At 40.2% G+C, this 21816-nt stretch carries 22 protein-coding genes, 2 riboswitches and 3 other annotated features; of the genes, 16 read left to right on the plus strand and 6 right to left on the minus strand.

Annotation, left to right across the window (positions count from 1 at the left end; genetic code table 11):
• Position 1: 1 nt before the first annotated feature.
• The 8 genes from LCL91_RS14335 to LCL91_RS14370 all read left to right on the plus strand — a co-directional run bounded on the left by LCL91_RS14335 (position 2) and on the right by LCL91_RS14370 (position 7354).
• Positions 2 to 1354 (plus strand): replication initiation and membrane attachment family protein, encoded by a 1353-nt coding sequence (locus LCL91_RS14335; RefSeq protein WP_224883378.1) that lies wholly within the window; start codon positions 2 to 4, stop codon positions 1352 to 1354.
• Positions 1355 to 1369: 15 nt separating this feature from the next.
• A complete protein-coding gene (gene dnaI / locus LCL91_RS14340) occupies positions 1370 to 2302 on the plus strand; it encodes a primosomal protein DnaI (protein WP_224883380.1) in 933 nt (310 codons plus the stop codon).
• 96 nt (positions 2303 to 2398) lie between these two features.
• A complete protein-coding gene (locus tag LCL91_RS14345; RefSeq protein ID WP_224883383.1) occupies positions 2399 to 3235 on the plus strand; it encodes a putative sporulation protein YtxC in 837 nt (278 codons plus the stop codon).
• 56 nt (positions 3236 to 3291) lie between these two features.
• Positions 3292 to 3506: a binding site (T-box leader), on the plus strand.
• A 42-nt stretch (positions 3507 to 3548) separates the two neighbouring features.
• Positions 3549 to 5486: a threonine--tRNA ligase gene (gene thrS / locus LCL91_RS14350; RefSeq protein WP_224883385.1), complete on the plus strand. Its 1938-nt coding sequence runs from the start codon at positions 3549 to 3551 to the stop codon at positions 5484 to 5486.
• A 177-nt stretch (positions 5487 to 5663) separates the two neighbouring features.
• Positions 5664 to 5784 (plus strand) — a sequence feature (ribosomal protein L20 leader region).
• Between the two features lie 89 nt (positions 5785 to 5873).
• Positions 5874 to 6377: a translation initiation factor IF-3 gene (infC, locus tag LCL91_RS14355; RefSeq protein WP_159783652.1), complete on the plus strand. Its 504-nt coding sequence runs from the start codon at positions 5874 to 5876 to the stop codon at positions 6375 to 6377.
• Positions 6378 to 6399: 22 nt separating this feature from the next.
• A complete protein-coding gene (gene rpmI, locus LCL91_RS14360; protein WP_048312400.1) occupies positions 6400 to 6600 on the plus strand; it encodes a 50S ribosomal protein L35 in 201 nt (66 codons plus the stop codon).
• A gap of 45 nt (positions 6601 to 6645) precedes the next feature.
• Positions 6646 to 7002, plus strand: coding sequence for a 50S ribosomal protein L20 (gene rplT, locus LCL91_RS14365; RefSeq protein WP_098444486.1), 357 nt, complete (start codon positions 6646 to 6648; stop codon positions 7000 to 7002).
• A 73-nt stretch (positions 7003 to 7075) separates the two neighbouring features.
• Positions 7076 to 7354, plus strand: coding sequence for a DUF1294 domain-containing protein (locus tag LCL91_RS14370; protein WP_224883387.1), 279 nt, complete (start codon positions 7076 to 7078; stop codon positions 7352 to 7354).
• A gap of 38 nt (positions 7355 to 7392) precedes the next feature.
• Here LCL91_RS14370 and LCL91_RS14375 read toward each other — a convergent pair whose 3' ends face one another.
• Both LCL91_RS14375 and LCL91_RS14380 read right to left on the minus strand, forming a co-directional pair.
• Positions 7393 to 8433, minus strand: a complete 1041-nt coding sequence (locus LCL91_RS14375; RefSeq protein ID WP_373560763.1) for a cytochrome d ubiquinol oxidase subunit II — start codon at positions 8431 to 8433, stop codon at positions 7393 to 7395.
• Positions 8434 to 8466: 33 nt separating this feature from the next.
• A complete protein-coding gene (locus LCL91_RS14380) occupies positions 8467 to 9789 on the minus strand; it encodes a cytochrome ubiquinol oxidase subunit I (RefSeq protein ID WP_224883388.1) in 1323 nt (440 codons plus the stop codon).
• Positions 9790 to 9929: 140 nt separating this feature from the next.
• On the opposite strand from LCL91_RS14380, the gene LCL91_RS14385 reads away from it, so the two are divergent.
• Complete coding sequence (locus tag LCL91_RS14385) at positions 9930 to 10502, plus strand: TVP38/TMEM64 family protein (protein ID WP_160918604.1); 573 nt, start codon at positions 9930 to 9932, stop codon at positions 10500 to 10502.
• 63 nt (positions 10503 to 10565) lie between these two features.
• On the opposite strand, the gene LCL91_RS14390 is transcribed toward LCL91_RS14385, so the two are convergent.
• Positions 10566 to 10961, minus strand: a complete 396-nt coding sequence (locus tag LCL91_RS14390; protein ID WP_224883389.1) for a sigma-w pathway protein ysdB — start codon at positions 10959 to 10961, stop codon at positions 10566 to 10568.
• A gap of 96 nt (positions 10962 to 11057) precedes the next feature.
• Here LCL91_RS14390 and LCL91_RS14395 point away from each other — a divergent pair, with 96 nt between their 5' ends.
• Together LCL91_RS14395 and LCL91_RS14400 are read left to right on the plus strand one after the other, a co-directional pair.
• Entirely contained in the window at positions 11058 to 11540 is a 483-nt protein-coding gene (locus tag LCL91_RS14395) for a dUTP diphosphatase (protein ID WP_224883390.1), read from the plus strand.
• A gap of 80 nt (positions 11541 to 11620) precedes the next feature.
• The gene (locus tag LCL91_RS14400; RefSeq protein WP_224883391.1) at positions 11621 to 12706 is read left to right on the plus strand and encodes a M42 family metallopeptidase; all 1086 of its coding nucleotides are present in this window, start codon (positions 11621 to 11623) and stop codon (positions 12704 to 12706) included.
• Between the two features lie 39 nt (positions 12707 to 12745).
• On the opposite strand, the gene sspI is transcribed toward LCL91_RS14400, so the two are convergent.
• Positions 12746 to 12952 (minus strand): small acid-soluble spore protein SspI, encoded by a 207-nt coding sequence (gene sspI, locus LCL91_RS14405; protein ID WP_098444479.1) that lies wholly within the window; start codon positions 12950 to 12952, stop codon positions 12746 to 12748.
• A gap of 138 nt (positions 12953 to 13090) precedes the next feature.
• Between sspI and LCL91_RS14410 the strand changes: the two genes are divergently transcribed.
• The 3 genes from LCL91_RS14410 to pheT all read left to right on the plus strand — a co-directional run bounded on the left by LCL91_RS14410 (position 13091) and on the right by pheT (position 17656).
• On the plus strand, positions 13091 to 13843 hold the full coding sequence (locus LCL91_RS14410; RefSeq protein ID WP_224883511.1) for a TrmH family RNA methyltransferase: 753 nt from the start codon (positions 13091 to 13093) through the stop codon (positions 13841 to 13843).
• Positions 13844 to 13897: 54 nt separating this feature from the next.
• Positions 13898 to 14123: a binding site (T-box leader), on the plus strand.
• A 65-nt stretch (positions 14124 to 14188) separates the two neighbouring features.
• Positions 14189 to 15223, plus strand: coding sequence for a phenylalanine--tRNA ligase subunit alpha (gene pheS, locus LCL91_RS14415; protein WP_224883392.1), 1035 nt, complete (start codon positions 14189 to 14191; stop codon positions 15221 to 15223).
• A 24-nt stretch (positions 15224 to 15247) separates the two neighbouring features.
• Complete coding sequence (gene pheT, locus LCL91_RS14420) at positions 15248 to 17656, plus strand: phenylalanine--tRNA ligase subunit beta (protein WP_224883393.1); 2409 nt, start codon at positions 15248 to 15250, stop codon at positions 17654 to 17656.
• Between the two features lie 43 nt (positions 17657 to 17699).
• Here pheT and LCL91_RS14425 read toward each other — a convergent pair whose 3' ends face one another.
• Entirely contained in the window at positions 17700 to 18890 is a 1191-nt protein-coding gene (locus tag LCL91_RS14425) for a NupC/NupG family nucleoside CNT transporter (protein WP_098445797.1), read from the minus strand.
• Between the two features lie 138 nt (positions 18891 to 19028).
• Positions 19029 to 19131, minus strand: a riboswitch (purine riboswitch).
• A 139-nt stretch (positions 19132 to 19270) separates the two neighbouring features.
• A riboswitch (purine riboswitch) is annotated at positions 19271 to 19370 on the plus strand.
• A 60-nt stretch (positions 19371 to 19430) separates the two neighbouring features.
• Between LCL91_RS14425 and LCL91_RS14430 the strand changes: the two genes are divergently transcribed.
• Positions 19431 to 20405 (plus strand): nucleoside hydrolase, encoded by a 975-nt coding sequence (locus LCL91_RS14430; RefSeq protein WP_224883394.1) that lies wholly within the window; start codon positions 19431 to 19433, stop codon positions 20403 to 20405.
• A gap of 43 nt (positions 20406 to 20448) precedes the next feature.
• On the opposite strand, the gene rnhC is transcribed toward LCL91_RS14430, so the two are convergent.
• Positions 20449 to 21399 carry a ribonuclease HIII gene (rnhC, locus tag LCL91_RS14435; RefSeq protein ID WP_224883395.1) on the minus strand — a complete coding sequence of 317 codons (951 nt, stop codon included), beginning with the start codon at positions 21397 to 21399 and terminating at the stop codon, positions 20449 to 20451.
• Positions 21400 to 21550: 151 nt separating this feature from the next.
• On the opposite strand from rnhC, the gene zapA reads away from it, so the two are divergent.
• Complete coding sequence (gene zapA / locus LCL91_RS14440; protein ID WP_159783630.1) at positions 21551 to 21811, plus strand: cell division protein ZapA; 261 nt, start codon at positions 21551 to 21553, stop codon at positions 21809 to 21811.
• Positions 21812 to 21816 lie beyond the last annotated feature (5 nt).

Consider the following 21816-nt stretch of genomic DNA (forward strand, 5'->3'; position numbering starts at 1 on the left):
TATGCATTGGAAAGAACTCCTTCCTGTTGACACGCTTCAAATTGAGGCGTTCGGGTTATTGCATGATTATGATAGGAATGTCCTTACCCTGTTATACCAGCCTCTAATTGGTGCGGGGGCCTACAGTCTCTATATGACGATGTGGAGCGCCCATGAGCAACAGGACAGTCTTGTTACAAAAATGACTCATCATCATTTATTACTGATGATGAGATGGGATACAAAAAAACTACTTGAAGAACGACGAAAGCTAGAGGGGATCGGCTTATTAAAAACATTCCTCAAAAACGGAGAAGATCCGAGACACTTTACTTACGAGCTTCAGCCACCGCTAACACCTGATCGTTTTTTTAATGACGGTGTTTTAAATATTTATTTGTTCAATCGATTAGGGCGTAATCGATACCAGGATTTAAAGAAGTATTTCTCTGTTGAAAAGCCAGATTTGTCAGAGTATAAGGATATGACTGCTTCGTTTAACGAAGTTTACGATTCCCTGCATCCTTCTGAGATGACGACAAGTTATGAGGAAGAAGATGATGTTCGAGAGATCGCAAGTCGAAATGATAATAAGGGTCTTGTTTTCACTTCATCTGAATTTGACTTTGATGTGATGAAACAGCACATTTCTGATATGATTGTAACAGAGAAAATGTTTACTGATTCGGTTAAGAAAACAATTGAGCGACTGGCTTTTGTCTATAAGATTGAGCCTTATGAAATGGGGCGAATCGTGGAACAGGCGGCCATTCATCACGATGAGCTATCAGATGATCTTCTCCGAAAAGAAGTAAGCAGCTGGTTTGCTCTTGAAAATCGAGGGAAGGTACCTGCGCTTCAATATAGGCGACAGCCTGCTGCACTGCAAGAATTCCATACAAAAGCGCCTGTAACGGAAGAGGAGAAGGCCGCTCAGCGTTATGAGCAAATGACACCTTATGATATTCTTCAACGTGCAGCAGAAGGCGGTAAGCCATCAGAAGCAGATATGAAACTTGTCGAGCGCATTATGGATGAACAAAAGCTAACTCCTGGTGTAATGAACGTTCTTCTTGATTTTATTATTGAAACACAGGATAAAAAACTCTCGAAAAACTACGTTGAAAAATTTGCGAGTCACTGGGCAAGAGCCAGGGTAAAGACAGTGAGAGAAGCGATGGATCTTGCCATAAAAGAACTTCAGCAGCCCAAGAAAAAGGCGAGTCCAGCCTCTCGAGGAAAAGGAAGTTCTTCAGCTCGAAAAGACAAAGTTCCTGAATGGATATCGGATCAAAAAGAACCGGATATGTCTCATGAAGAACGCTCAGAAAAACAAGATCAGCTCAAAAAAATGCTAAGCAAATACAAAAAATAAAGCGGGGTGAAACGTATGGAGTCCATCCAAGAATCGTTTAATAAAATGCCGGGTAACAAGAAGTTCCAACAGCAATATCAAGAGATGAAAAAAGCGATCATGGCAGATAAAGATATTCAAGCATTTATTGAGGAACAAGATGAAGTCGATGAAAAAATGATTGATCGAAGTCTTGCAAGGTTGTATGAATTTACGACTCAGTCTAAACGGTGTGAGGGGTGCCCGGGGCTCTCCAACTGTATTAATATGATGCAAGGATACGAGCCGGAGTTATTTCTTAACCGTTCAGTCATCGATATTCGTTATAACCGCTGTCCAACAAGGATTGAAGAAGATAAAAATAAGAAGCGTAATGAAATGATTCAGAGCTACTATATTCCAAAAGAAATTCTTGAAGCGACATTTGCGGATTTGGATGATGAAGATCCTGTGCGAATTGAAGCGATTGGCACAGCTATTCAATACGTCGAGGACTTTGTTCCGGGTGAAACGAAGAAAGGGCTCTATATTCATGGTGGTTTTGGTGTTGGCAAAACATTTATTCTAGGGGCAATTGCAAATCAGTTAGCGAAGGAAAAAGGCGTTCGTTCGCAGTTTATTTATACGCCTGATTTCTTTCGACAAATGAAGAGTGCCATACAAGATCAATCGATTGATGAAAAGCTAAATTACTTAAAAGAGACTCCTTTATTAATCCTTGATGATATTGGGGCTGAAAATATTTCGAGTTGGGTACGGGATGACATACTTGGTGCTCTGCTCCAATATCGCATGACAGAAGGATTACCAACCCTTTATTCTTCTAATCTAGATTATTCCTTGTTAGAGGAGCATCTCGCTTACTCTCATAAAAGTGGAATTGAAGAAACAAAAGCGAAGCGAATCATGGAAAGAATAAAGCATTTTACCACCCCAGTCTTTTTACAGGGGAAAAATAGACGAGTCTAAAGTCTTCCTCAGGGAAGGCTTTTTTATTGTTCTATACATCATTTCCAATCTGGAGCCATATAGATTTTAGTAAGAAGGTGGACAGGGGGGAATATATTGGTTTCAATAACATTTGATCAAAAAGAAGATTTTCAATTTGTTTATGAACATTTGATAAAGGATAGGGACGTTCAACAAAAAGTCTCCGTTAATGAAGAGGAATTAACGCTCTCTGTACAAGTGGAACCATATAATGCCAAGTTGTGTTATCACATCTCCAAATGCATCGTCCGCTGTGTTAGCACCATCTATGAGAAGCGATGGATGAAACAAATATTAACAACAAAATATTACTATCACGATAAAGATGAAATTGGCGAAATTACAGCAATTGCAAAAAGTATTGGAGAGGGAGACAAAGAAGAACTCCCTCGCTCTGATCGCTACACAAAGCGGGTTGATTTATTGCATCGATCAACGTTTTCTTGTATTGAACAGGGCGGAACGATCTTATTTGACTCTTATTTACGGTTTCGAACCGGTCCTTATCGAGCTCTGTTAACTGAGCTAATTGGCGAAGCGATTGACGAGTATAAACTTGAGCAAGAATATCAGAATTTTATTGAAGCATTAAGGCTTCTTCTTAAATCAAGAGAGGCTCTCCAAGAAAAAGTTGTGCTTGTTTTTGATGGTCGCTACCAATTATATGATCTAAGTGGTCGTAAGCTTAATGGGATTCATGAAACACTTGATAACATTCCAAATGGACTTTCTTTGGAAGAAATAGATTCTGAAATACTTTTGCCGCTTCTGATTCTTGCTCCTAAAGAAATTTATTTATATACAGAAGACACGGAAGAAGGGTTGGCTCAAACCATTCGTAATGTTTTTGAAGAACGACTATGTTTTTTTTCGTTGTCACGGGTTAAAAACTTTTTTTCTGGCAATCATTAAAATAAGCTTGATTTTCATAAGTACACTACTTATAATACCTACATACACGCATATACGTTATTGTTACGATAAGGACATGAGATGTTCTGTCTGCTTTAAGAGAGGGAAGGATTGGTGTGAACTTCCTAGCGAGACAAGCATTCTTACCACCTTTGAACTCTGCCCTGGAAATAGGGTAGCGTTTCTGCTACGTTACAGCAATCTGAGCCGTATAGGATTTCTCTATATGGGAAGCAGGGTGGAACCACGAGATAAAACACTCGTCCCTTTTTGGGATGAGTGTTTTTTTATATGCAAAAAGGAGTGAAGAAGCATGGCTGAAATGGTAAAGATTACGTTCCCAGATGGTTCTGTGAAAGAATTTAATAAAGGAACAACAACTGAAGAGATTGCAAGCTCAATTAGTCCGGGCTTAAAGAAAAAAGCTCTTGCAGGAAAGGTGAATGGCGTTCTTTTCGATTTGCGTCGTGAAATTGAAGAAGATGCATCGATTGAAATCGTAACACAAGAAAGTGAAGACGGACTGGAAGTTCTTCGCCATAGTACGGCTCATTTAATGGCTCAAGCGATTAAACGTCTCTATAGTGATGTGAAACTTGGCGTTGGCCCAGTCATTGATAGTGGATTCTATTACGATATTGATTGCCCTGTATCCATTACACCTGAAGATCTTCCGAAAATCGAAAAAGAAATGAAAAAAATTATTAATGAAAATCTTGAAGTGAAGCGTATTGTTGTCAGTCGTGCTGAAGCAGAGAAAATGTTTAAGGAAATTGGCGATGATCTTAAGTTAGAATTGCTTGAAGCGATACCTGACGATGAACAGGTGACAATTTATGAACAAGGCGAATTCTTTGATCTTTGTCGTGGGCCACATGTTCCTTCAACTAGTAAGATCAAAGCCTTTAAACTACTATCGATTGCAGGTGCGTACTGGCGTGGAGATAGCGAAAATCAAATGCTACAACGCATTTATGGTACAGCATTTCCGAAGCAGTCCCAGGTTGAAGAGTACCTTCGTCTTTTAGAAGAAGCGAAAGAGCGCGATCACCGTAAACTTGGTAAAGAGCTGAAGCTATTTACGATTTCTCAAGAAGTTGGACAAGGGCTCCCAATCTGGTTGCCAAGAGGAGCGACGATTCGCCGTACGATTGAACGATACATTGTTGATCTCGAGGAACGTCTTGGTTATAACCATGTTTATACACCTCACCTTGCGAACGTGGAGCTTTATAAAACAAGTGGTCATTGGGATCACTACCAAGACGATATGTATCCACCAATGAAAATGGATGAAACAGAAGAATTGGTTCTTCGTCCAATGAACTGTCCCCACCATATGATGATTTACAAAAATGATCTGAAAAGCTACCGCAGTCTTCCGTATCGTGTGGCTGAGCTAGGAACAATGCATCGCTATGAAATGTCTGGTGCCCTAGCAGGACTTCAGCGCGTACGTTCAATGACGTTAAATGATGCTCATATTTTCTGTCGTCCAGATCAGATTAAGCAAGAATTTATTGAAGTTGTCGAGCTGATTCAGGAAGTTTATAAAGACTTCAATATTAGTGATTATTCATTCCGTCTTTCTTATCGTGACCCAGCTGATAAGAAAAAGTATATTGACAATGACGAAATGTGGGAAAAAGCACAAAAAATGCTGAAAGAAGCAATGGATGACCTTAACGTCGAATATATAGAAGCAGAAGGTGAAGCGGCATTTTATGGTCCAAAATTGGATGTTCAGGTGAAAACAGCTCTAGGTAAAGAGGAAACTCTTTCGACTGTTCAACTTGACTTCCTACTTCCAGAGCGATTTGACCTTTCTTACATCGGTGAAGATGGTAACCATCATCGTCCAGTTGTTATTCACCGAGGTGTCGTTTCTACAATGGAACGCTTTGTAGCATTCTTGATTGAAGAATATAAAGGGGCGTTTCCAACATGGCTTGCTCCAATTCAGGCCGAAATTATTCCTGTTTCGGAAGTACACCTGGAATATGCGAAGAGTGTTCAGAAAAAACTTCAACGCGCTGGAATTCGAGTGGAAGTAGACGAACGCAACGAAAAGATTGGGTACAAAATTCGTGAAGCACAAATGCAGAAAATCCCTTATATGCTCGTAGTAGGGGATAAAGAAGTTGAAGGTGAAGCGGTTAATGTTCGTCGCTACAGCCAGCAGGATTCTGAGACTGTTTCTCTAAACGAATTTACTGCTCGAATAGAAGACGAAATTAAAGACAAAAAGTAACGAAAAGCCGGCGTAAATGCCGGCTTTATTTTATAAGATAAAACAAATTCACAAAAAACACTTGTCACAATGAAAAAGATTCGTTATGATAATCAAGTGCACTTCGAACGAATCTTATCACCTTGACATAAATTTGGTCAGCATGGTATACTGTCTTAGGTAATTAAATATCGGAAACAAAGCAAGCAGAAGCGCCCGCTTCTCACCTGATTGACGCCGTAATGGTAGTTTGCAGGTACACTGTTCTTATAATTGTGTAATGTGTGGGTGTCGTATGCGCCGACGCTTTTTTTATGCTTTGAACCGGATATAAACCATTTAATGACATCATGTGAGATGATCATCATCGAACAATAACCATGGAGGTGGCTGATTATTAGTAGAGATATGAACGTCAATGAGGGCATTCGTGCTCGGGAAGTACGTCTAGTTGGTGCAGACGGAAACCAAATTGGTGTGAAATCCAAAAATGAGGCATTAGATATGGCTCGTAATGCAAATCTTGATCTTGTGATGGTTGCTCCAAACGCGAAACCTCCTGTTTGTCGCATTATGGACTACGGAAAGTTCCGCTATGAGCAGCAGAAGAAAGAGAAAGAAGCGCGTAAGAAACAAAAGATTATTACCGTTAAAGAAGTTCGCTTGAGCCCGAATATTGAAGAACACGACTTCAATACGAAACTTCGTAATGCACGCAAGTTTCTTGAAAAAGGTGACAAAGTGAAAGCATCGATCCGTTTCCGCGGACGTATGATTACACACTCTGATATCGGTAAAAAGGTGCTTGAGCACCTAGCAGAAGATTGCAAAGATATTGCAACTGTTGAGTCCAAACCAAAAATGGAAGGACGCAGCATGTTCCTAATCTTGGCACCTATCGCAGAAAAGTAATTCTTGAAGGAGGAACTCACTCATGCCAAAAATGAAATCTCACCGTGGAGCTTCAAAACGGTTTAAGAAAACTGGATCAGGTAAACTTAAGCGCAGCCGTGCTTACACTAGCCATATGTTCGGTAACAAGTCTCAAAAGCAGAAGCGTAAGCTTCGTAAAGCTTCTCTTGTTTCCGCAGGTGACTTCAAGCGCATTAAGACTTTAATCTACAACAAGAAGTAATCGGTTTTCATATTATTTAGACACAGAAATTAGGAGGGGTTTAGTATGCCAAGAGTAAAAGGTGGCTACGTAACACGTCGCAGACGTAAAAGAACGTTAAAACTCGCAAAAGGATATTACGGATCGAAATCTTTGCTTTTCAAAGTTGCTAATCAGCAAGTTATGAAATCAAACATGTACGCTTACCGTGACCGTCGTCAGAAAAAACGCGACTTCCGTAAGCTTTGGATCACTCGTATCAACGCGGCAGCTCGTTTGAACGGACTTTCTTACAGCCGTTTGATGTTTGGTCTTAAAACAGCTGGTATCGACATCAACCGTAAAATGCTTGCTGAGCTAGCAGTTAACGACGAAAAAGCGTTCGCTGAACTAGCATCAAAAGCAAAAGAAAACTTGAAATAAGTTCTCAAAAACCATTCTCACACCTTGAGGATGGTTTTTTTGTAGAAAGCTTTAAGTAAGGAGAAGATTAGAAGTGAACGGTCTTATTCTATTTATTATTTATTTGGTTCTTATTAATAGTGGAAGTTTTATTCTAATGGGAGTAGACAAACGAAGAGCAAAAAAGAGAGCGCGAAGGATTTCAGAGAAGACGTTGTGGTTTTTTATTGTAATTGGAGGGAGTATCGGAGGCTATTTTGGTATGAAACGATTTAGACATAAAACGAAGCATTCTCAATTTATTTACGGCATTCCTGCAGTTATAATTGTACATATCCTTTTGATAAGCGCTTCTGTTTACTTGAATAAGTAAAATGATAAAACGCAGCATAATGCTGCGTTTTTTTGTGTTTAAGATTCATTTTGTTTAAGGTACCGTTTATCTTTTAAGAAGAGGCGCCAGAAATAAATAAAGCCTGGTGTTAAGATAAAGAAAGCGACTATATACGTGACAATTAGTGCGCGAAAGGTAGCAGGATCTGTAAAGCCTGTTTCGATCGTAACATTTGGATAAACGATATAAGGCAGATGCGCTGATCCATAAGCATAGCTCGCTAGTAAATACTGAATAACAATACTAATCATAGCAAGTCTAGGGATGCCGACTCCTGTTTTTCTTGGAATAAAGAGAGCGAGATACCCGATCGCAAAAGTGATCATTGAACCAATCAACCATGGCACATAGTCCATAAGCCTTTCATAAAGCCATGGCGCTTCTGTTCGAATGGTGAGAACGAGCAAACCTGCCATCGCAAGTGAGATTGGGCCAACGAGTATGGCATCTCTTCTATACGTTTGATAAGCTTCTTGATCTGCTGAAACATTTGAATAATCAGAGAGTAAAAGTGATGAAAGAAAAAGTGTGCTTGAGATAGCAAAAGCCATAAACGCGTAGACACTTGGACTTGTAAACAATTCACTCAATAACAAACGTTCAACTCCGTTTGTTGTTTTGATAAACCCACCGTGTGTAATCGGTAACACGCAAATCAGAAGGGCTGGAATTAGGAAACCTGTAATTCCTGAAATGAGTGTTAAGATTCGCTTATAATTCTCCGATGCTGAATGGGAAAAGACGAGAAAGGCACTGCGTAGCGCAAGTAATAAAATAATTAAACTGCCAGGAATAAGTAGCACTGTCCCTAAAGTAAATGTCGCTCCAGGAAAGAAACTAAAGAGCGCTACAACGATAGCTACAATGAAAACATTTGTTACTTCCCAGGAAGGAGAAAGGTAGCGGTTTGCTATGTTCGTTGCTTTCGTGTTATTTCGATTTAAATATATCATCGACCAAAACCCAGCACCGAAATCGATAGTCGCCATAACCGCATAAATGAAAACAAGTCCCCAAATTAATGTGATGGCGTAGAATGCTTCTGACATGTTGTTCACCTCTTATTTTTAATAGACGTACGATTCCTAGGATTATTGATCAAGTTCTTCACTAATTGGATTACGGTTGAAATAATAACGCAGCACGAGCACTGTTGAAATCATGAGAATAATATAAACAATGAGAAATAGAACAAATAGCAGTCCGATGTTTCCAGAGGTTGTCACCGCTTCTTCTGTTTTCATCACGTGATAAATAACCCATGGCTGTCTTCCGGTACAAGCGAAGATCCATCCGAATTCAATAGCAGTGATAGCAAGAGGACCAGCGGCAATAAATGCCCACATCAGCCAGCGTGGGAATTCTTTTCGTTTCAGAATTTTGTACCAAGTAAACCCCACGATGGATAGGAGCATCAATAAAGATCCGATCCCAACCATTGCATTAAATAAAGTATGAACAAACAAGGGAGGCCACTCATCTTCTGGCCATTCTTCAAGCCCTAACACTTCTGTATCAAAAGAATCGTCAGCTAGAAAGCTGAGCGCCCAGGGAACTTCGATGGCCCACTTCACTTCACGTTCCTCTTTATCCGTATAGCCGCCTATGGCAAGTGGGGCATGCGTTTGTGTTTCAAATAAGCCTTCTGCTGCTGCCAGCTTTTCAGGCTGGTATTGATACAATTGCTGAGCAGATTCATGCCCATTTAATGCGGTTAGAATTGAAAAAATTCCTCCAATAACGAGTCCCATCATTAAAGCTTTGTGATGAAATTTATATTCACGTGTATTTCCTCGTTGACGAATCATTTTATATGCAGCAATAGAAGCAATGACAAAAGCACCTGTCATAAGGGCAGATACTGTGACATGTCCTGCTGTAACAATGAAGGAAGGATTAAAAAATGCTTCCCACGGATCCACATTAACAAATTTCCCATCTACGATTTCAAATCCAGCTGGTGTGCCTTCAAAAGCGTGGACATTCGTAATTAGTATCGCTGAAGCACTTGCGCCAAAGGCAACGAGTGTAACACTAACGATCCGCATAAGCGGAGAAAGTCGATCTGCAGCATAAACATAAATCGACATAAAAAGTGCTTCGAGGAAAAAGGCATAAATTTCAATTTGGAATGGTAGGGCAATGACTCGTCCTACAACCTCCATAAATCCTGGCCATAACAGAGAAAGCTGCACGCCTGCAATCGTTCCTGTTGGAATAGCGACTCCGAGTAATACGGCAAACCCTTTTGTCCACCTGTTCGCCATGAGTGCATAATCCTTATCTTTTGTTTTTTGATACATCAGTTCAGCTACAAGCACCATTAAGGGTAGCCCTACTCCGAGAGTAGCGTAAATAATATGTACGCCCATTGTCATGCCAAACAATGAACGAGCAATCACGAGTTCATCCATCTAATATCCCCTCCAATTACCGTTCTCATCAAATCTCCCCTTATTGTCCACGTATTTCCAGAAAATATTCTCTTGGAGGTTCACTTTTTGACATAACAGCTCGTCTCTTGTCATAAAGGTAAAAGGAAGGGGGGAACATCATGAATGAGCTCGTCCTGCCGCTTGTTGAGGTTGTATCGAACAGCGGAATTTACGCCCCGTTCTATTTCATTATTTTTCATTTTATTCGTCAGTTTGTTTTTGTCCCAGTTAGTGTGGTCTGTGTGGCAGGCGGTGTATTGTTTGGAGCTATATATGGAACGATTTATTCGGTGATTGGCATTACCGTTGTAAGTTCGGTTTTTTATCTGGTCGTGAAACGAACACCGGGTTTGTTCAAGAAAATCATTCGAATGAAGGAAAGATGGACGCGAAAGCATATGCCTATGTCAGTTGGGCAGATTGCCATTCTAAGACTGGTACCCTTTGTTCATTTTCATTTTATTTCGCTTTGTTTAATTGAGGTGTCAAAAGATTTTCCCGATTATCTTCGCTCGTCTCTAATATCAAACTTGCCTCTTGCACTGTTTTATTCCTTCTTTGGAACAGCGATCAGTGGTTTTGACCCAGTACTTATTCTATTAATGCTGTTAGGCCTTGTTATTCTTTTCTTTTTACTTAAAAGAAAGGAATGGGTTATGAAATGGGAGGATTTTTTTCAACCAGCAAGGTAAATCGATTTCGAAATAGGATGATAGATAAAATCCCCCTCCAATTTTTGGAGGGGGATTTTGACATTATGAGTCTTCACGGTGGCGAAGAAATTCTTTCACAGGGCTTTTCCATTCAATCTTAGCGCTTGGATACCGGATGTCCATTTCTTTCTCTAGAAAATAGAAATCTTCCTTCTCAAGTAAATAAAGTTCTGAAGCGTTTTTTACGCCTATCGAAAGCGTGATAATATCAAAAGAATTTTTGGTTGTTCCAAGGTATTTTTCACCTTCAAAGAGAGCTCCTTTGTAAGTGACAAGAAAATTCTTTCGAACATTGGACGAGTCATCGAAAAAATAGTATTCTTTATGATCGTAGGCCTTTTCGAGCTTGCGTTTTGGATCCATAAAAAAGCGAATGACAGAATAAGCAATCAAAACCATGGCTACGAGAATGACAAGACGAAATAGGATAAGTATCATTAGTCAGCACCTCATTTTCACTATGCTTCTATTCTCTATACGTATATGATAAAGAAAGGTTTCATAAAATGAAAAGATTTTGAAGGGACGATTGCAATGAATTTTGAGTTATTATTTACATTACAAAAACAATTAGATGATCGAATTGTACAAGAACACCGGCTAGATGACGTTGATTTGTTTGAAAATAAGCTTCTTGCTCTTAAAGTTGAATTAGGAGAACTTGCGAATGAAACGCGCTGCTTTAAATATTGGAGTAAAAAAGAACCTTCACCGAAAGAAACGATTTTAGAGGAGTATGTTGACGGGATTCATTTTATATTATCATTAGGACTAGAGTTAGGTATCACTGAGTTTGAAGGCCTGCCAGAAAAAACGGCCTCTTCAGAAGTACAGGCCTTTCATGATGTCTATCGCGCGATTGATCGACTTGCTAGTAAGAAAGAAGAACCTTACTACAATTTAATGGAGAGTTACCTAACTTTGGGACAAACACTTGGACTTGAGTATAAAGAAATAGGTGAGGCGTATTTGAAAAAAAATAAAGTGAATCATAATCGCCAGGACCAGGGATATTAGGGTTAAGACTGCTCTGAATTGTTAAATATTTCGGAAACCGTTATAATGAACAGTGAATACATATTAAGGGGGCAATACATATGGCAAAGCTAGACGAAACGTTACAGATGCTAAAAGAACTTACAGATGCGAATGGTGTTCCAGGTAACGAACGTGAACCTCGCGAAGTAATGAAGAAGCATATTGAATCTCTTTCTGATGAAATCATGTATGATAACCTCGGCAGTTTAATTGCTGTTAAAAAAGGTAATGCAGAAGGCCCTAAAATTATGGTTGCAGGACATCTTGATGAAATTGGCTTTATGGTTACCCGCATCGACGATAAAGGATTCCTTTATTTCCAAACTGTTGGCGGCTGGTGGGAACAGGTGATGCTTGCTCAACGTGTAAACGTGATGACTCGTAATGGCAATATTATGGGCGTGATCGGTTCAAAACCACCACATATTCTTCCTGCTGAGCAGCGTAAGAAATCAGTTGATAAGAAAGATATGTTTATTGATATCGGTGCATCAAGCAGAGAAGAAGCAATGGAATGGGGCGTAAAGCCAGGAGATTCCGTTGTTCCGATTTGCGAATTCACTGTCATGAATAATGAAAAAATGCTTATGGCAAAAGCATGGGACAATCGTATTGGCTGTGCAATTGCGATTGAAGTACTTCGTAAGCTAAAAGGTGAAACCCATCCAAATACCGTATATGGTGTTGGCACAGTCCAAGAGGAAGTAGGTCTTCGTGGAGCGACAACCGCAACAAACATGATTAAACCAGATATCGGTTTTGCTGTTGATGTTGGTATTGCTGGCGATACTCCTGGAGTGAGCGATAAAGACGCTCAATCGAAAATGGGGAAAGGTCCTCAAATTATTATGTACGATGCTTCAATGGTCGGTCATAAAGGGCTTCGTGATTTTGTTACAGATACTGCTGACGAGAACAACATCCCTTATCAGTTTGACTCCATTGCAGGTGGGGGTACGGATTCAGGAAAAATTCACTTAACAGCAAACGGTGTACCCGCTCTTTCTATCACTATTGCGACACGCTACATTCATACACACGCAGCGATTCTTCACCGCGATGACTTTGAAAATGCGGTTAATTTAATTGTTGAAGTGATTAAAAAGCTTGATGCTGATAAAGTAAAAGAAATTATTTTCAATTAAACACAAAATCCGGTGGCTTTGGCCACCGGATTTTGCTCGTTAATTTACACCCTGAGCCATGTAAGAGAGCATCTGCTCTCGTTCATTTTCAGGTGCTTCTTTCCATAGTATTTCAAAAAGAACACCTAGTCCAGGGAGCATTTTCTCTTCGCCACTTTGGATGGCATCGAGGATCGTCGCTTCAATCTGTTCCTCGTTGTTGCCATTAATATTGGCGAGAATTGCTTTTCGTAAGTTAAGGTCCATGCTTTCCACCTCACCTTTCTCATTCGCTTGTTGGATCAAGCATCATTAGTATGAGCGAATGCAATAAATTTCATGAGTACTATTGGAATCTTCCCATTTAACCCTTTATAATAGAAACATTGAAAACTGAAGGAGAGCATAATGATTATTGAATCCGCAAAAAATCAAAAAGTAAAAGATTGGAAAAAACTCCAAACGCGTAAGGGGAGAGAGAAAGCTCAAAGCTATCTCATTGAAGGACCGCATATCGTTGAAGAGGCGGCGAAGTTTGATGCGCCAATTATTGAAGTGATTGTAACGGAAGGCAATGATGTATCCATCTATCCGTTTAAAGAACGTCCTGTTGTGTATACTGTAACTGAGAAAGTGATGCAAGAATTAACGGATACCGAAACGCCTCAAGGAATCATGGCGGTATGTGAAATGGTGGAACCTCATTTCCCAAGTGCAGGGAGATTCTTACTCCTTGATGCTATACAAGATCCAGGTAATTTAGGAACAATGATCCGTACAGCGGATAGTGCTGGCTACGACGGCATTCTTCTTGGACATGGAACAGTGGATGCTTATAATAGTAAAGTGCTCCGTTCTACTCAGGGGTCTATCTATCACCTCCCTGTAAAAAAAGCAGATCTTGTAGAAGAAGTGCAAAAGTTCAAAGAGCTTAACATGCCGATCTACGCCACAGAAGTGAGTGGAGGAACTCCTTATGATGATTTAAAAGGACGTTCTCAGTTTGCGGTTATTCTAGGGAATGAAGCAAATGGCGTATCGGAAGAGCTTCAAAATCTTGCTGATGAGAACGTGTATATCCCGATTTATGGAAAAGCGGAGTCGCTTAATGTTGCTGTTGCTGCTGGAATTCTGATGTATGGGCTACTTCCTTCATAATTGCACTTGCAGATATAGCATTTTTTTTCTATAATTAAAAGCAACTTATATATGATAAAAACAATGATAGAGAGTAGTAAGCTGCCACTGCCTATTTAGGGAGGAAATGCCGTGACTGGAAGCATTTCTATAGGGACGTTGCCGAATTCACTCTGGAGTTGCCGCTTTGTTCGTTCGAAAGCGGATCGGTTTACAAGCCGTTATTCTTTGCTTAAGGCTGATAGTTGAAACCTATCGGTGAATTAGGGTGGTACCGCGAAATCAAATCTTCGCCCCTTTCTGGGGAGCGAGGATTTTTTTATTGTCAAAAGAGAGTAACACGAAAATGAAGTGGAGGTTGAAACGATGCAAGAACGTTTACAAGCGTTAAAAGAAGAAGCGCTGTCGGAAATTCAGCAAGCTTCTTCCATGAAGGAAGTACAGGATATCAAAGTGAAGTTTCTTGGGAAAAAAGGACCGATTACCGAAATTTCCAAAGGTATGGGGAAATTGTCAAAAGAAGAGCGTCCTAAAATGGGGCAGCTCGTTAATGAAATACGAAATGCGATTTCGGATCAACTTGAGGAGAAAATTGCTCGTTTAGAAAAAGCAGCCGTAGAAGAAAGATTAAAGAAGGAAACGATCGATGTTTCTCTTCCAGGTCGTCCAGTGAAAAGAGGAAACCATCATCCATTAACAAGGGTAATTGAAGAAATTGAAGACTTGTTTCTTGGTATGGGCTTCTCAATTGCAGAGGGACCAGAAGTTGAAACAGACTATTACAATTTCGAAGCGCTAAATCTTCCAAAAGATCATCCTGCTCGTGATATGCAAGATTCCTTCTACGTTACTGAAGAAACGTTATTACGTACGCATACATCACCAATGCAAGCGAGAACAATGGAGAAGTTAAATGGTGAAGGCCCAGTAAAGATCATCGTGCCGGGGAAAGTTTACCGACGTGATACGGATGACGCGACTCATTCTCACCAATTTATGCAGATTGAAGGATTAATGGTTGGCGAAAATGTTCGAATGAGTGACCTAAAGGGTGTTCTTCAATCATTTGCGAAGAAAATGTTCGGAGAAGAACGTGAAATTCGCCTTCGTCCTAGTTTCTTCCCATTTACAGAACCATCTGTAGAGATGGATATTTCTTGCTTTAATTGTGGTGGTAACGGCTGTTCTGTCTGTAAGGGAACTGGATGGATTGAAATTCTTGGTGGAGGCATGGTGCACCCTAATGTGCTACGTATGTCAGGATTCGATCCGGAGAAAGTGACTGGTTTTGCATTTGGAATGGGGCCAGAGCGCATTGCAATGCTGAAATATGGCATTGATGATATCCGTCACTTCTATACAAATGACAGTCGATTTATTAAACAATTTAACTCACTATAGAACGATTGGTAAGGAGGAGAACAAATGCTTGTATCAATGAATTGGCTACAGCAGTATGTAGATTTAGATAGTTACTCAGCTGATGAACTGGCAGACCTAATCACAAAAGGTGGTATTGAGGTCGAGACAGTTGAACAGCTTAATAAAGGAATTAGCGGAGTGGTGATTGGTCACGTTCTTGAATGTCAGCAACATCCTGATGCTGACAAACTTAATATTTGTAAAGTTGAGATCGGTGAGGAAGAACCAGTCCAAATTATTTGCGGAGCACCAAATATTGCACAGGGTCAATATGTTGCCGTTGCGAAAGTTGGCGCCGTACTTCCAGGCAATTTCAAAATTAAGAAAGCAAAATTGCGTGGAGAAGCTTCTCACGGTATGATTTCCTCGCTACAAGAACTTGGAATTGAAAGTAAACTTGTTTCGAAGGAATATGCTGATGGAATCTTTGTATTTAGTGAAGATGTGACACCTGGGGAAGATGCCCTTGAATATTTAAACCTTCATGATGAAGTTCTTGAGCTGGGTCTTACACCGAACAGAGCGGATGCGATGAACATGATTGGTGTCGCTTATGAAGTAGGTGCGGTATTGAATCGTTCGATTGAACTTCCGTCACCAGAGCTTGTTCGCTCAGATGAAGACGTAGAAGGATATGTGTCAGTTCGTGTAGAAAATGAAGGGGATAATCCTTATTACGGGGCTACCGTAATTAAAGACGTAACGATAAAACCTTCGCCACAGTGGCTTGTGAATCGTCTTGTTTCTGCTGGTATTCGTCCAATTAATAATGTTGTTGATATTACAAACTATGTTCTACTTGAATATGGTCAGCCGCTGCACGCGTTTGATTATGATCGCTTTGGATCAAAGGAAGTCGTTATCCGCCGAGCAATTGAAGGTGAAAAAATTGTCACTCTTGATGATGTGGAACGGTCGCTTTCAAGTGAACATCTTGTTATAACCAATGGGTCAACACCTGTTGCTGTTGCTGGTGTAATGGGTGGAGCTGACTCTGAAGTGCAAGAGGATACGACAACGATCCTACTTGAAGCCGCTTATTTTAATAGTAAGCTTGTCAGAAAGTCATCGAAAGACCTCGGACTCAGAAGTGATTCAAGTGCTCGTTTTGAAAAAGGAATTGACCGTAATCGCGTTGTTGGCGCAAGCGAACGTGCGGCTCAGCTTATTCAAGAAATTGCTGGAGGCACAGTTCTAAAAGGCATTGCTGAGCAAGGTGCTCGTACAATTGAAGCTCTTGACGTTAGCATTGAAGTAAATCGAATTAATCAAGTTCTAGGAACAGAAATTACTGAAACAGAAGTTGCTGCAATCTTTGAGCGTTTGCAATTCTCTTATCAAAATTTTGGTGGCACGTTTACGGTTCAAGTACCACCACGTCGCCCGGATATTACAATATCAGAGGACTTAATCGAAGAAGTAGGACGTCTTTACGGATATGATAATGTTCCTGCAACGTTACCTCTTACAGAAAGTACACCTGGTCAGTTGTCAGAATATCAAGGGAAACGCCGCCATGTTCGCCGCACGCTTGAAGGTGCAGGTCTATACCAAACGGTTACGTATTCACTTACTTCACCATCAAAGCGTCATTTCTTCTCTGATGAGTCAGTAGAAGCTGTTCGTCTGGCGATGCCAATGAGTGAAGAAAGAAGTGAACTTAGAACGAGTTTAATCCCTCACTTATTAGAGGTTGCTCAATATAACCGAAACCGTCAGTTAGAGAATATTGCTTTCTATGAAACAGCTTCTGTATTCTTACCAGGTGATGAGCTACCGGTTGAACAAGAACATCTTGCTGGTGTTGTGTCAGGACTGTGGCAAGAGCATCTGTGGCAAAAAGAAAAGAAAGCGGCAGATTTCTTTGTTGTAAAGGGAATTCTTGAAGAACTTGCTGTAGAATTCGGTGTCGAAGATCGTGTCACCTTCGTACGTGCAGAAGAGCCTAAGCTTCATCCGGGTCGCACAGCAGCTGTCTATCTCGATGAAGAGCTTATCGGATACATTGGTCAGCTTCATCCTGAAGTAGAGAAAGAGCTTGATTTAAGTGAAACATACGTCTTTGAAATCAATCTTGAGAAATTACTTAAAGCGGATGTTGCTCATCTAAAATACAAGAAGCTTCCTCGTTTCCCATCTGTTACAAGAGACGTTGCGCTCGTTGTGAACGAGTCACTTGAAGCAGGTGAAGTGAAGCGCGTCATTAAAGAAGCGGGTGGATCTAAGCTTGTTGAGATTCAATTGTTTGATGTCTATCAAGGGGAACATCTTGATGAAGGGAAAAAATCACTAGCTTTCTCTCTCAGATATTACAATCCTGAACAAACGTTAACGGAAGAAGAAGTAAAGAAAGCGCATGACCGTGTTCTTAAAGCAGTAGAAGAACAGTTTGGAGCTGCACTTCGTCAATAGTAAAAAAAGCCTCCCTGACAGGGAGGCTTTTCTAATGCAAGTTTTACATAAACATTCCAACAAATATAGCTGTGATAAATGAGGCAAGAGTTCCGCCAATGATCGCTTTTAATCCAAGCTTTGATACTTGTGAACGCTTTGAAGGTTCAAGTGAGCCTAGCCCAATAATTAATTGACCAATGGATGAGAAGTTGGCAAAGTTACATAGCGCTACAGAAAGAATGGCGACTGTTTTATCAGAGAGCTGATCTTGAATTGCCGTTAAATTTTGAAAGGCAACAAATTCATTAATCGACATTTTTGTGCCGATAATGGAGGCAGCGCGAAAGGCTTCATCAGCTGGAATACCGACAAGTAGTGAGAATGGATAGAAAATATAACCTAATATAGTGCTAAGGTCTGTTCCTACTACACCTAACATGCCGTTAACTACAGCCAGGATACTTATAAAAGCGATCAGAAGGCCACCGATATTAAGGGCAAGCATGACGCCACTTACCGTACCTTCAGCAATCGCTTCAAAAACGTTTGCGTGTTCAGATCTTTTCATTTTAACTTTATCGTTCGTTTGTGATACTTCAGTCTCAGGTTCCATCACTTTAGAGATAACAAGCGAGACGAAAGGAACACTAAAGACGGAGATTAATAAATATTTTAGCTCAATTCCCATAAGCGAATAGCCGACGAGAATGGCTCCACTTGCAGATGCTGTACCACCTACCATGATGGCAAAGATTTCTGATCTCGTAAGCATCTTCAAATAAGGTTTTACAAGTAAAGGTGCTTCTGCTAGGCCTAGAAACGAATTTCCGACAGCGTTGAACGTTTCAACTTTTGTTGTACCCATTAATTTACCAATTGTTACACCAATAACTTGAACAATTAAAGGAATGATGCGCATATAATAAAGGGCTGATACTAGAGCTGAAATGAAGATAATGACGGCGAGGACATTGATCGCAAAAACAAACGTTAAATCTGTTTGTTCATATAATCCTCCAAACACAAATTGAATCCCTTCGTTACTATAATTGATCACGTTTTGTACAGCAGCTGAAGCCTTTTCTAGCATAACTTTCCCAGCATTAACTTTTAATACGAATAGAACGAAAAGACCTTCAATGAGGATACCGACCCCGATCGTTCTCCACTTTACTGATTTTTTCTTGTTACTCATTAACCATGCAATTGCAAGGACGCCGATAATAGAGAGTAGTCCTGTTAAAATACTCATGATGTCTGATTCCCCCTGAAAAAGAATTGTTGCTTCACAAATAAAAATTGGGTAAATAAAAAACCCGTCCTTTATAGAAAAGTCCGAGTTTACAGGAAGAAGTTCGGCACGAAAAAACAAAACATACTTGTCTAATCGACGATGCCATACTTTCCCTATAGTCCAGCAATTCTCGGTCGCTGGGTAGATACTCTTTGGACCCTATTTCCAAAATTATATAGAGATAAATGTGAAGTTGTATTCATCAATCTATCAGAAGATTTCATAGGTAGCAAGACCTATTAGTAAAGTAACAATGTTTTGAAAATTCCAGTACTATTTGTAAGCGTTCGACAAAATATTACATGTTGCTTCCTTATTCGCGCTCTGTTAGAGTACAAAGTGATTTAAAAATGGAAACTCATATATGTCGGGAATTGGCCTGCACGTTTCTACCCTGTTACCTGAAATAATAGGACTATGAGTAAATGAATTTTCATAAAACGGCGTTTGGTAGAGACGGTAGTAAAGGACATGAGAGTTTGGTACAGGAGGATATAAATGGAGAAAACAAAGGTGTACTTTAATCATGACGGTGGCGTGGATGACTTAGCATCACTCTTTTTATTGCTGAACATGGATGAGGTTGAACTTGTAGGCGTTTCAGTTATTCCAGCTGATTGCTATTTAGAACCGGCTGTTTCAGCGAGCAGAAAAATCATTGATCGCTTTGGAAAAGGGATTGATTTAAATGTATCGGCTTCAAATTCAAGAGGGGTTAATCCGTTTCCTAAAGATTGGCGCATGCATGCTTTCTACGTTGACGCACTACCGATTCTTAATGAATCAAATCAAGTGAATACGCCATTGTCAGAAAGACCAGCCCATCTGCATTTGATTGATGTACTTGAGAGCAGTTTAGAACCGATAACGCTTCTTTTTACTGGTCCTTTAACTGATCTTGCTAGAGCGTTAGAAGTAGCACCAGCGATTGAACAAAAAATTGAAAAGTTAGTGTGGATGGGTGGCACATTTTTAGAAACAGGAAATGTCGAAGAACCTGAGCACGATGGGACGGCAGAGTGGAATGCGTTCTGGGATCCAGAAGCGGTTGCGACTGTCTTTGATACGTCAATTACGATTGAAATGGTGGCGCTTGAAAGTACAAATCAGGTTCCATTAACAAATGATATTAGAAATATGTGGGCAGCTCAGCGAAAAGAAATTGGGGTCGATTTCATCGGGCAATGTTATGCGATGTGCCCGCCTCTTGTACATGTTGAAACCAATTCGACATACTACTTATGGGACGTGCTTACAACTGTTTCTGTCACACCTCAGTCATTCATTCACTCGAGAAAAGTAAACTGTCGTGTTGAAAAGGACGGCGTAAGCCAGGGGAGAACGGTGCTGGATAAAACAGGCCGTGAAGTTATCGTTGTCGACGATGTAGATCGTGATCTTTTCTTTCAATATTTTACTTCTGTTATGCTTCTAGCCGAGGATGGGTTAGAAGCACCACAACTCTATTTGTAATATGAAAAAGCTGGCTCACTGTGAGCCAGCTTTTTTTGATAGTTTAATGCCGAGCTTGATCTGCGATTTTCTTTGCTTTTAGGCTATTGGCAAAATGCATCTTGGCTATTTTTTCAAGTACGTCATTACCATGCTTTTGAATTAATTTAGCAGCTGCAAGGTCTACCGCTGGGCCGGCTCCTTTCGGAAGTTTTACATTGTTTTCTTTCCCAAGCCGATCGATTTCCATCACAAAGGAGTATCTAGCAATGATTGAAGCAGCTGCAACAGCTAAATGGATTTCCTCTGCTTTCGTGGCGAAATAGACGTTTTCTTTTATGACCGTTGATTGACCTTTTAAGTAATTAAAATAAATCTCTGGTTTTGCAAACTGATCGATTAAAATCGCATCGTAGCCGTCTACTTTCCGTGTCACATTCTGAATGGCCTGGTTATGTAATAGCGCCTTCATCTTACCCTGGTTCATTCCTTTTCTTTGCATGTTGTTGTACTTTTCGTTCGGAAGAATAAGAAGGCTATATGGGATCGTTTTTATTAGATTTCGTGCGATCTCGATAATTTCGGGATCTTTCATCCCCTTAGAATCTCTTACACCAAGTTCTCTTAAAAGCGGAATTTGGTTTTGGTCTACATAAGCTGCAACGACGGTTATAGGACCAAAGAAATCTCCTGTCCCAACTTCATCACTTCCGATTGCTGATAGCGTTGAGATAGTGGGCGGAGGGGCGTATTGGTGGTCACCAACGGTTTTCTTTTTTGATCCTGTAGGCTTTTTGGGGTTCACTGTTCCGCTCGATTGCCATTGTTTGGCTTCTTGCTCTGCAGCTGCCCCCTGAAACATGACTTTTCCAGATTTATAGCCTGTAATAGTACAGGCTGACGTTTTCGCTACGAACACGCTCCCTGGGGGTTGTTTATCGCTTAAGTGACTGTTGTATTTCTTTTTAATTTCATTCATAATGGTAGGTGATACAGTTAATACAACCTGTGACATAACAAAACTCCTTTGTGAACTATGCTTGCATCCTATTATATCAGAATCTGTTAACCAAGAAGAATGGTTCGGGAGCGCTGTATTTTAAAAACACTTATTTTCGTGCTATGATACAAGTTAGGATTCTTTCTCGTGATAGGAGGCTTATGGGGTGACAGACAGTCGTGGTAAAGTTCGTACAACTGTGGAAATCTATGGTGAACAATATACAATCGTCGGTGATAAAAGTCATCAACATATTCTTGAAGTCTCGAAATTAGTCGATGAGAAGATGAATGAGATTAAAGGAATGAATACTTATTTAGATACAAAGCGACTTGCTGTATTAACAGCGGTGAATATTGTGAATGATTACGTCATGATTAAGAAAGAACTTGAAGATTTAAAGAAAAAACTGAGAGAAGAGGAATAACGATA

This window comes from Guptibacillus hwajinpoensis, from assembly GCF_020171785.1.
GTDB classification, from domain to species: domain Bacteria; phylum Bacillota; class Bacilli; order Bacillales; family Guptibacillaceae; genus Guptibacillus; species Guptibacillus sedimenti.

What these genes read in the sequence shown, in the direction of transcription:
- LCL91_RS14335 (WP_224883378.1), top strand. Translation starts at nt 2, where the DNA reads ATGCATTGGAAAGAACTCCTTCCTGTTGACACGCTTCAAATTGAGGCG.
- dnaI (WP_224883380.1), top strand. Translation starts at nt 1,370, where the DNA reads ATGGAGTCCATCCAAGAATCGTTTAATAAAATGCCGGGTAACAAGAAG.
- thrS (WP_224883385.1), top strand. Translation starts at nt 3,549, where the DNA reads ATGGCTGAAATGGTAAAGATTACGTTCCCAGATGGTTCTGTGAAAGAA.
- infC (WP_159783652.1), top strand. Translation starts at nt 5,874, where the DNA reads ATGAACGTCAATGAGGGCATTCGTGCTCGGGAAGTACGTCTAGTTGGT.
- rpmI (WP_048312400.1), top strand. Translation starts at nt 6,400, where the DNA reads ATGCCAAAAATGAAATCTCACCGTGGAGCTTCAAAACGGTTTAAGAAA.
- rplT (WP_098444486.1), top strand. Translation starts at nt 6,646, where the DNA reads ATGCCAAGAGTAAAAGGTGGCTACGTAACACGTCGCAGACGTAAAAGA.
- LCL91_RS14380 (WP_224883388.1), bottom strand. Translation starts at nt 9,789, where the DNA reads ATGGATGAACTCGTGATTGCTCGTTCATTGTTTGGCATGACAATGGGC.
- LCL91_RS14385 (WP_160918604.1), top strand. Translation starts at nt 9,930, where the DNA reads ATGAATGAGCTCGTCCTGCCGCTTGTTGAGGTTGTATCGAACAGCGGA.
- LCL91_RS14390 (WP_224883389.1), bottom strand. Translation starts at nt 10,961, where the DNA reads ATGATACTTATCCTATTTCGTCTTGTCATTCTCGTAGCCATGGTTTTG.
- LCL91_RS14395 (WP_224883390.1), top strand. Translation starts at nt 11,058, where the DNA reads ATGAATTTTGAGTTATTATTTACATTACAAAAACAATTAGATGATCGA.
- LCL91_RS14400 (WP_224883391.1), top strand. Translation starts at nt 11,621, where the DNA reads ATGGCAAAGCTAGACGAAACGTTACAGATGCTAAAAGAACTTACAGAT.
- sspI (WP_098444479.1), bottom strand. Translation starts at nt 12,952, where the DNA reads ATGGACCTTAACTTACGAAAAGCAATTCTCGCCAATATTAATGGCAAC.
- pheS (WP_224883392.1), top strand. Translation starts at nt 14,189, where the DNA reads ATGCAAGAACGTTTACAAGCGTTAAAAGAAGAAGCGCTGTCGGAAATT.
- pheT (WP_224883393.1), top strand. Translation starts at nt 15,248, where the DNA reads ATGCTTGTATCAATGAATTGGCTACAGCAGTATGTAGATTTAGATAGT.
- LCL91_RS14425 (WP_098445797.1), bottom strand. Translation starts at nt 18,890, where the DNA reads ATGAGTATTTTAACAGGACTACTCTCTATTATCGGCGTCCTTGCAATT.
- LCL91_RS14430 (WP_224883394.1), top strand. Translation starts at nt 19,431, where the DNA reads ATGGAGAAAACAAAGGTGTACTTTAATCATGACGGTGGCGTGGATGAC.
- rnhC (WP_224883395.1), bottom strand. Translation starts at nt 21,399, where the DNA reads ATGTCACAGGTTGTATTAACTGTATCACCTACCATTATGAATGAAATT.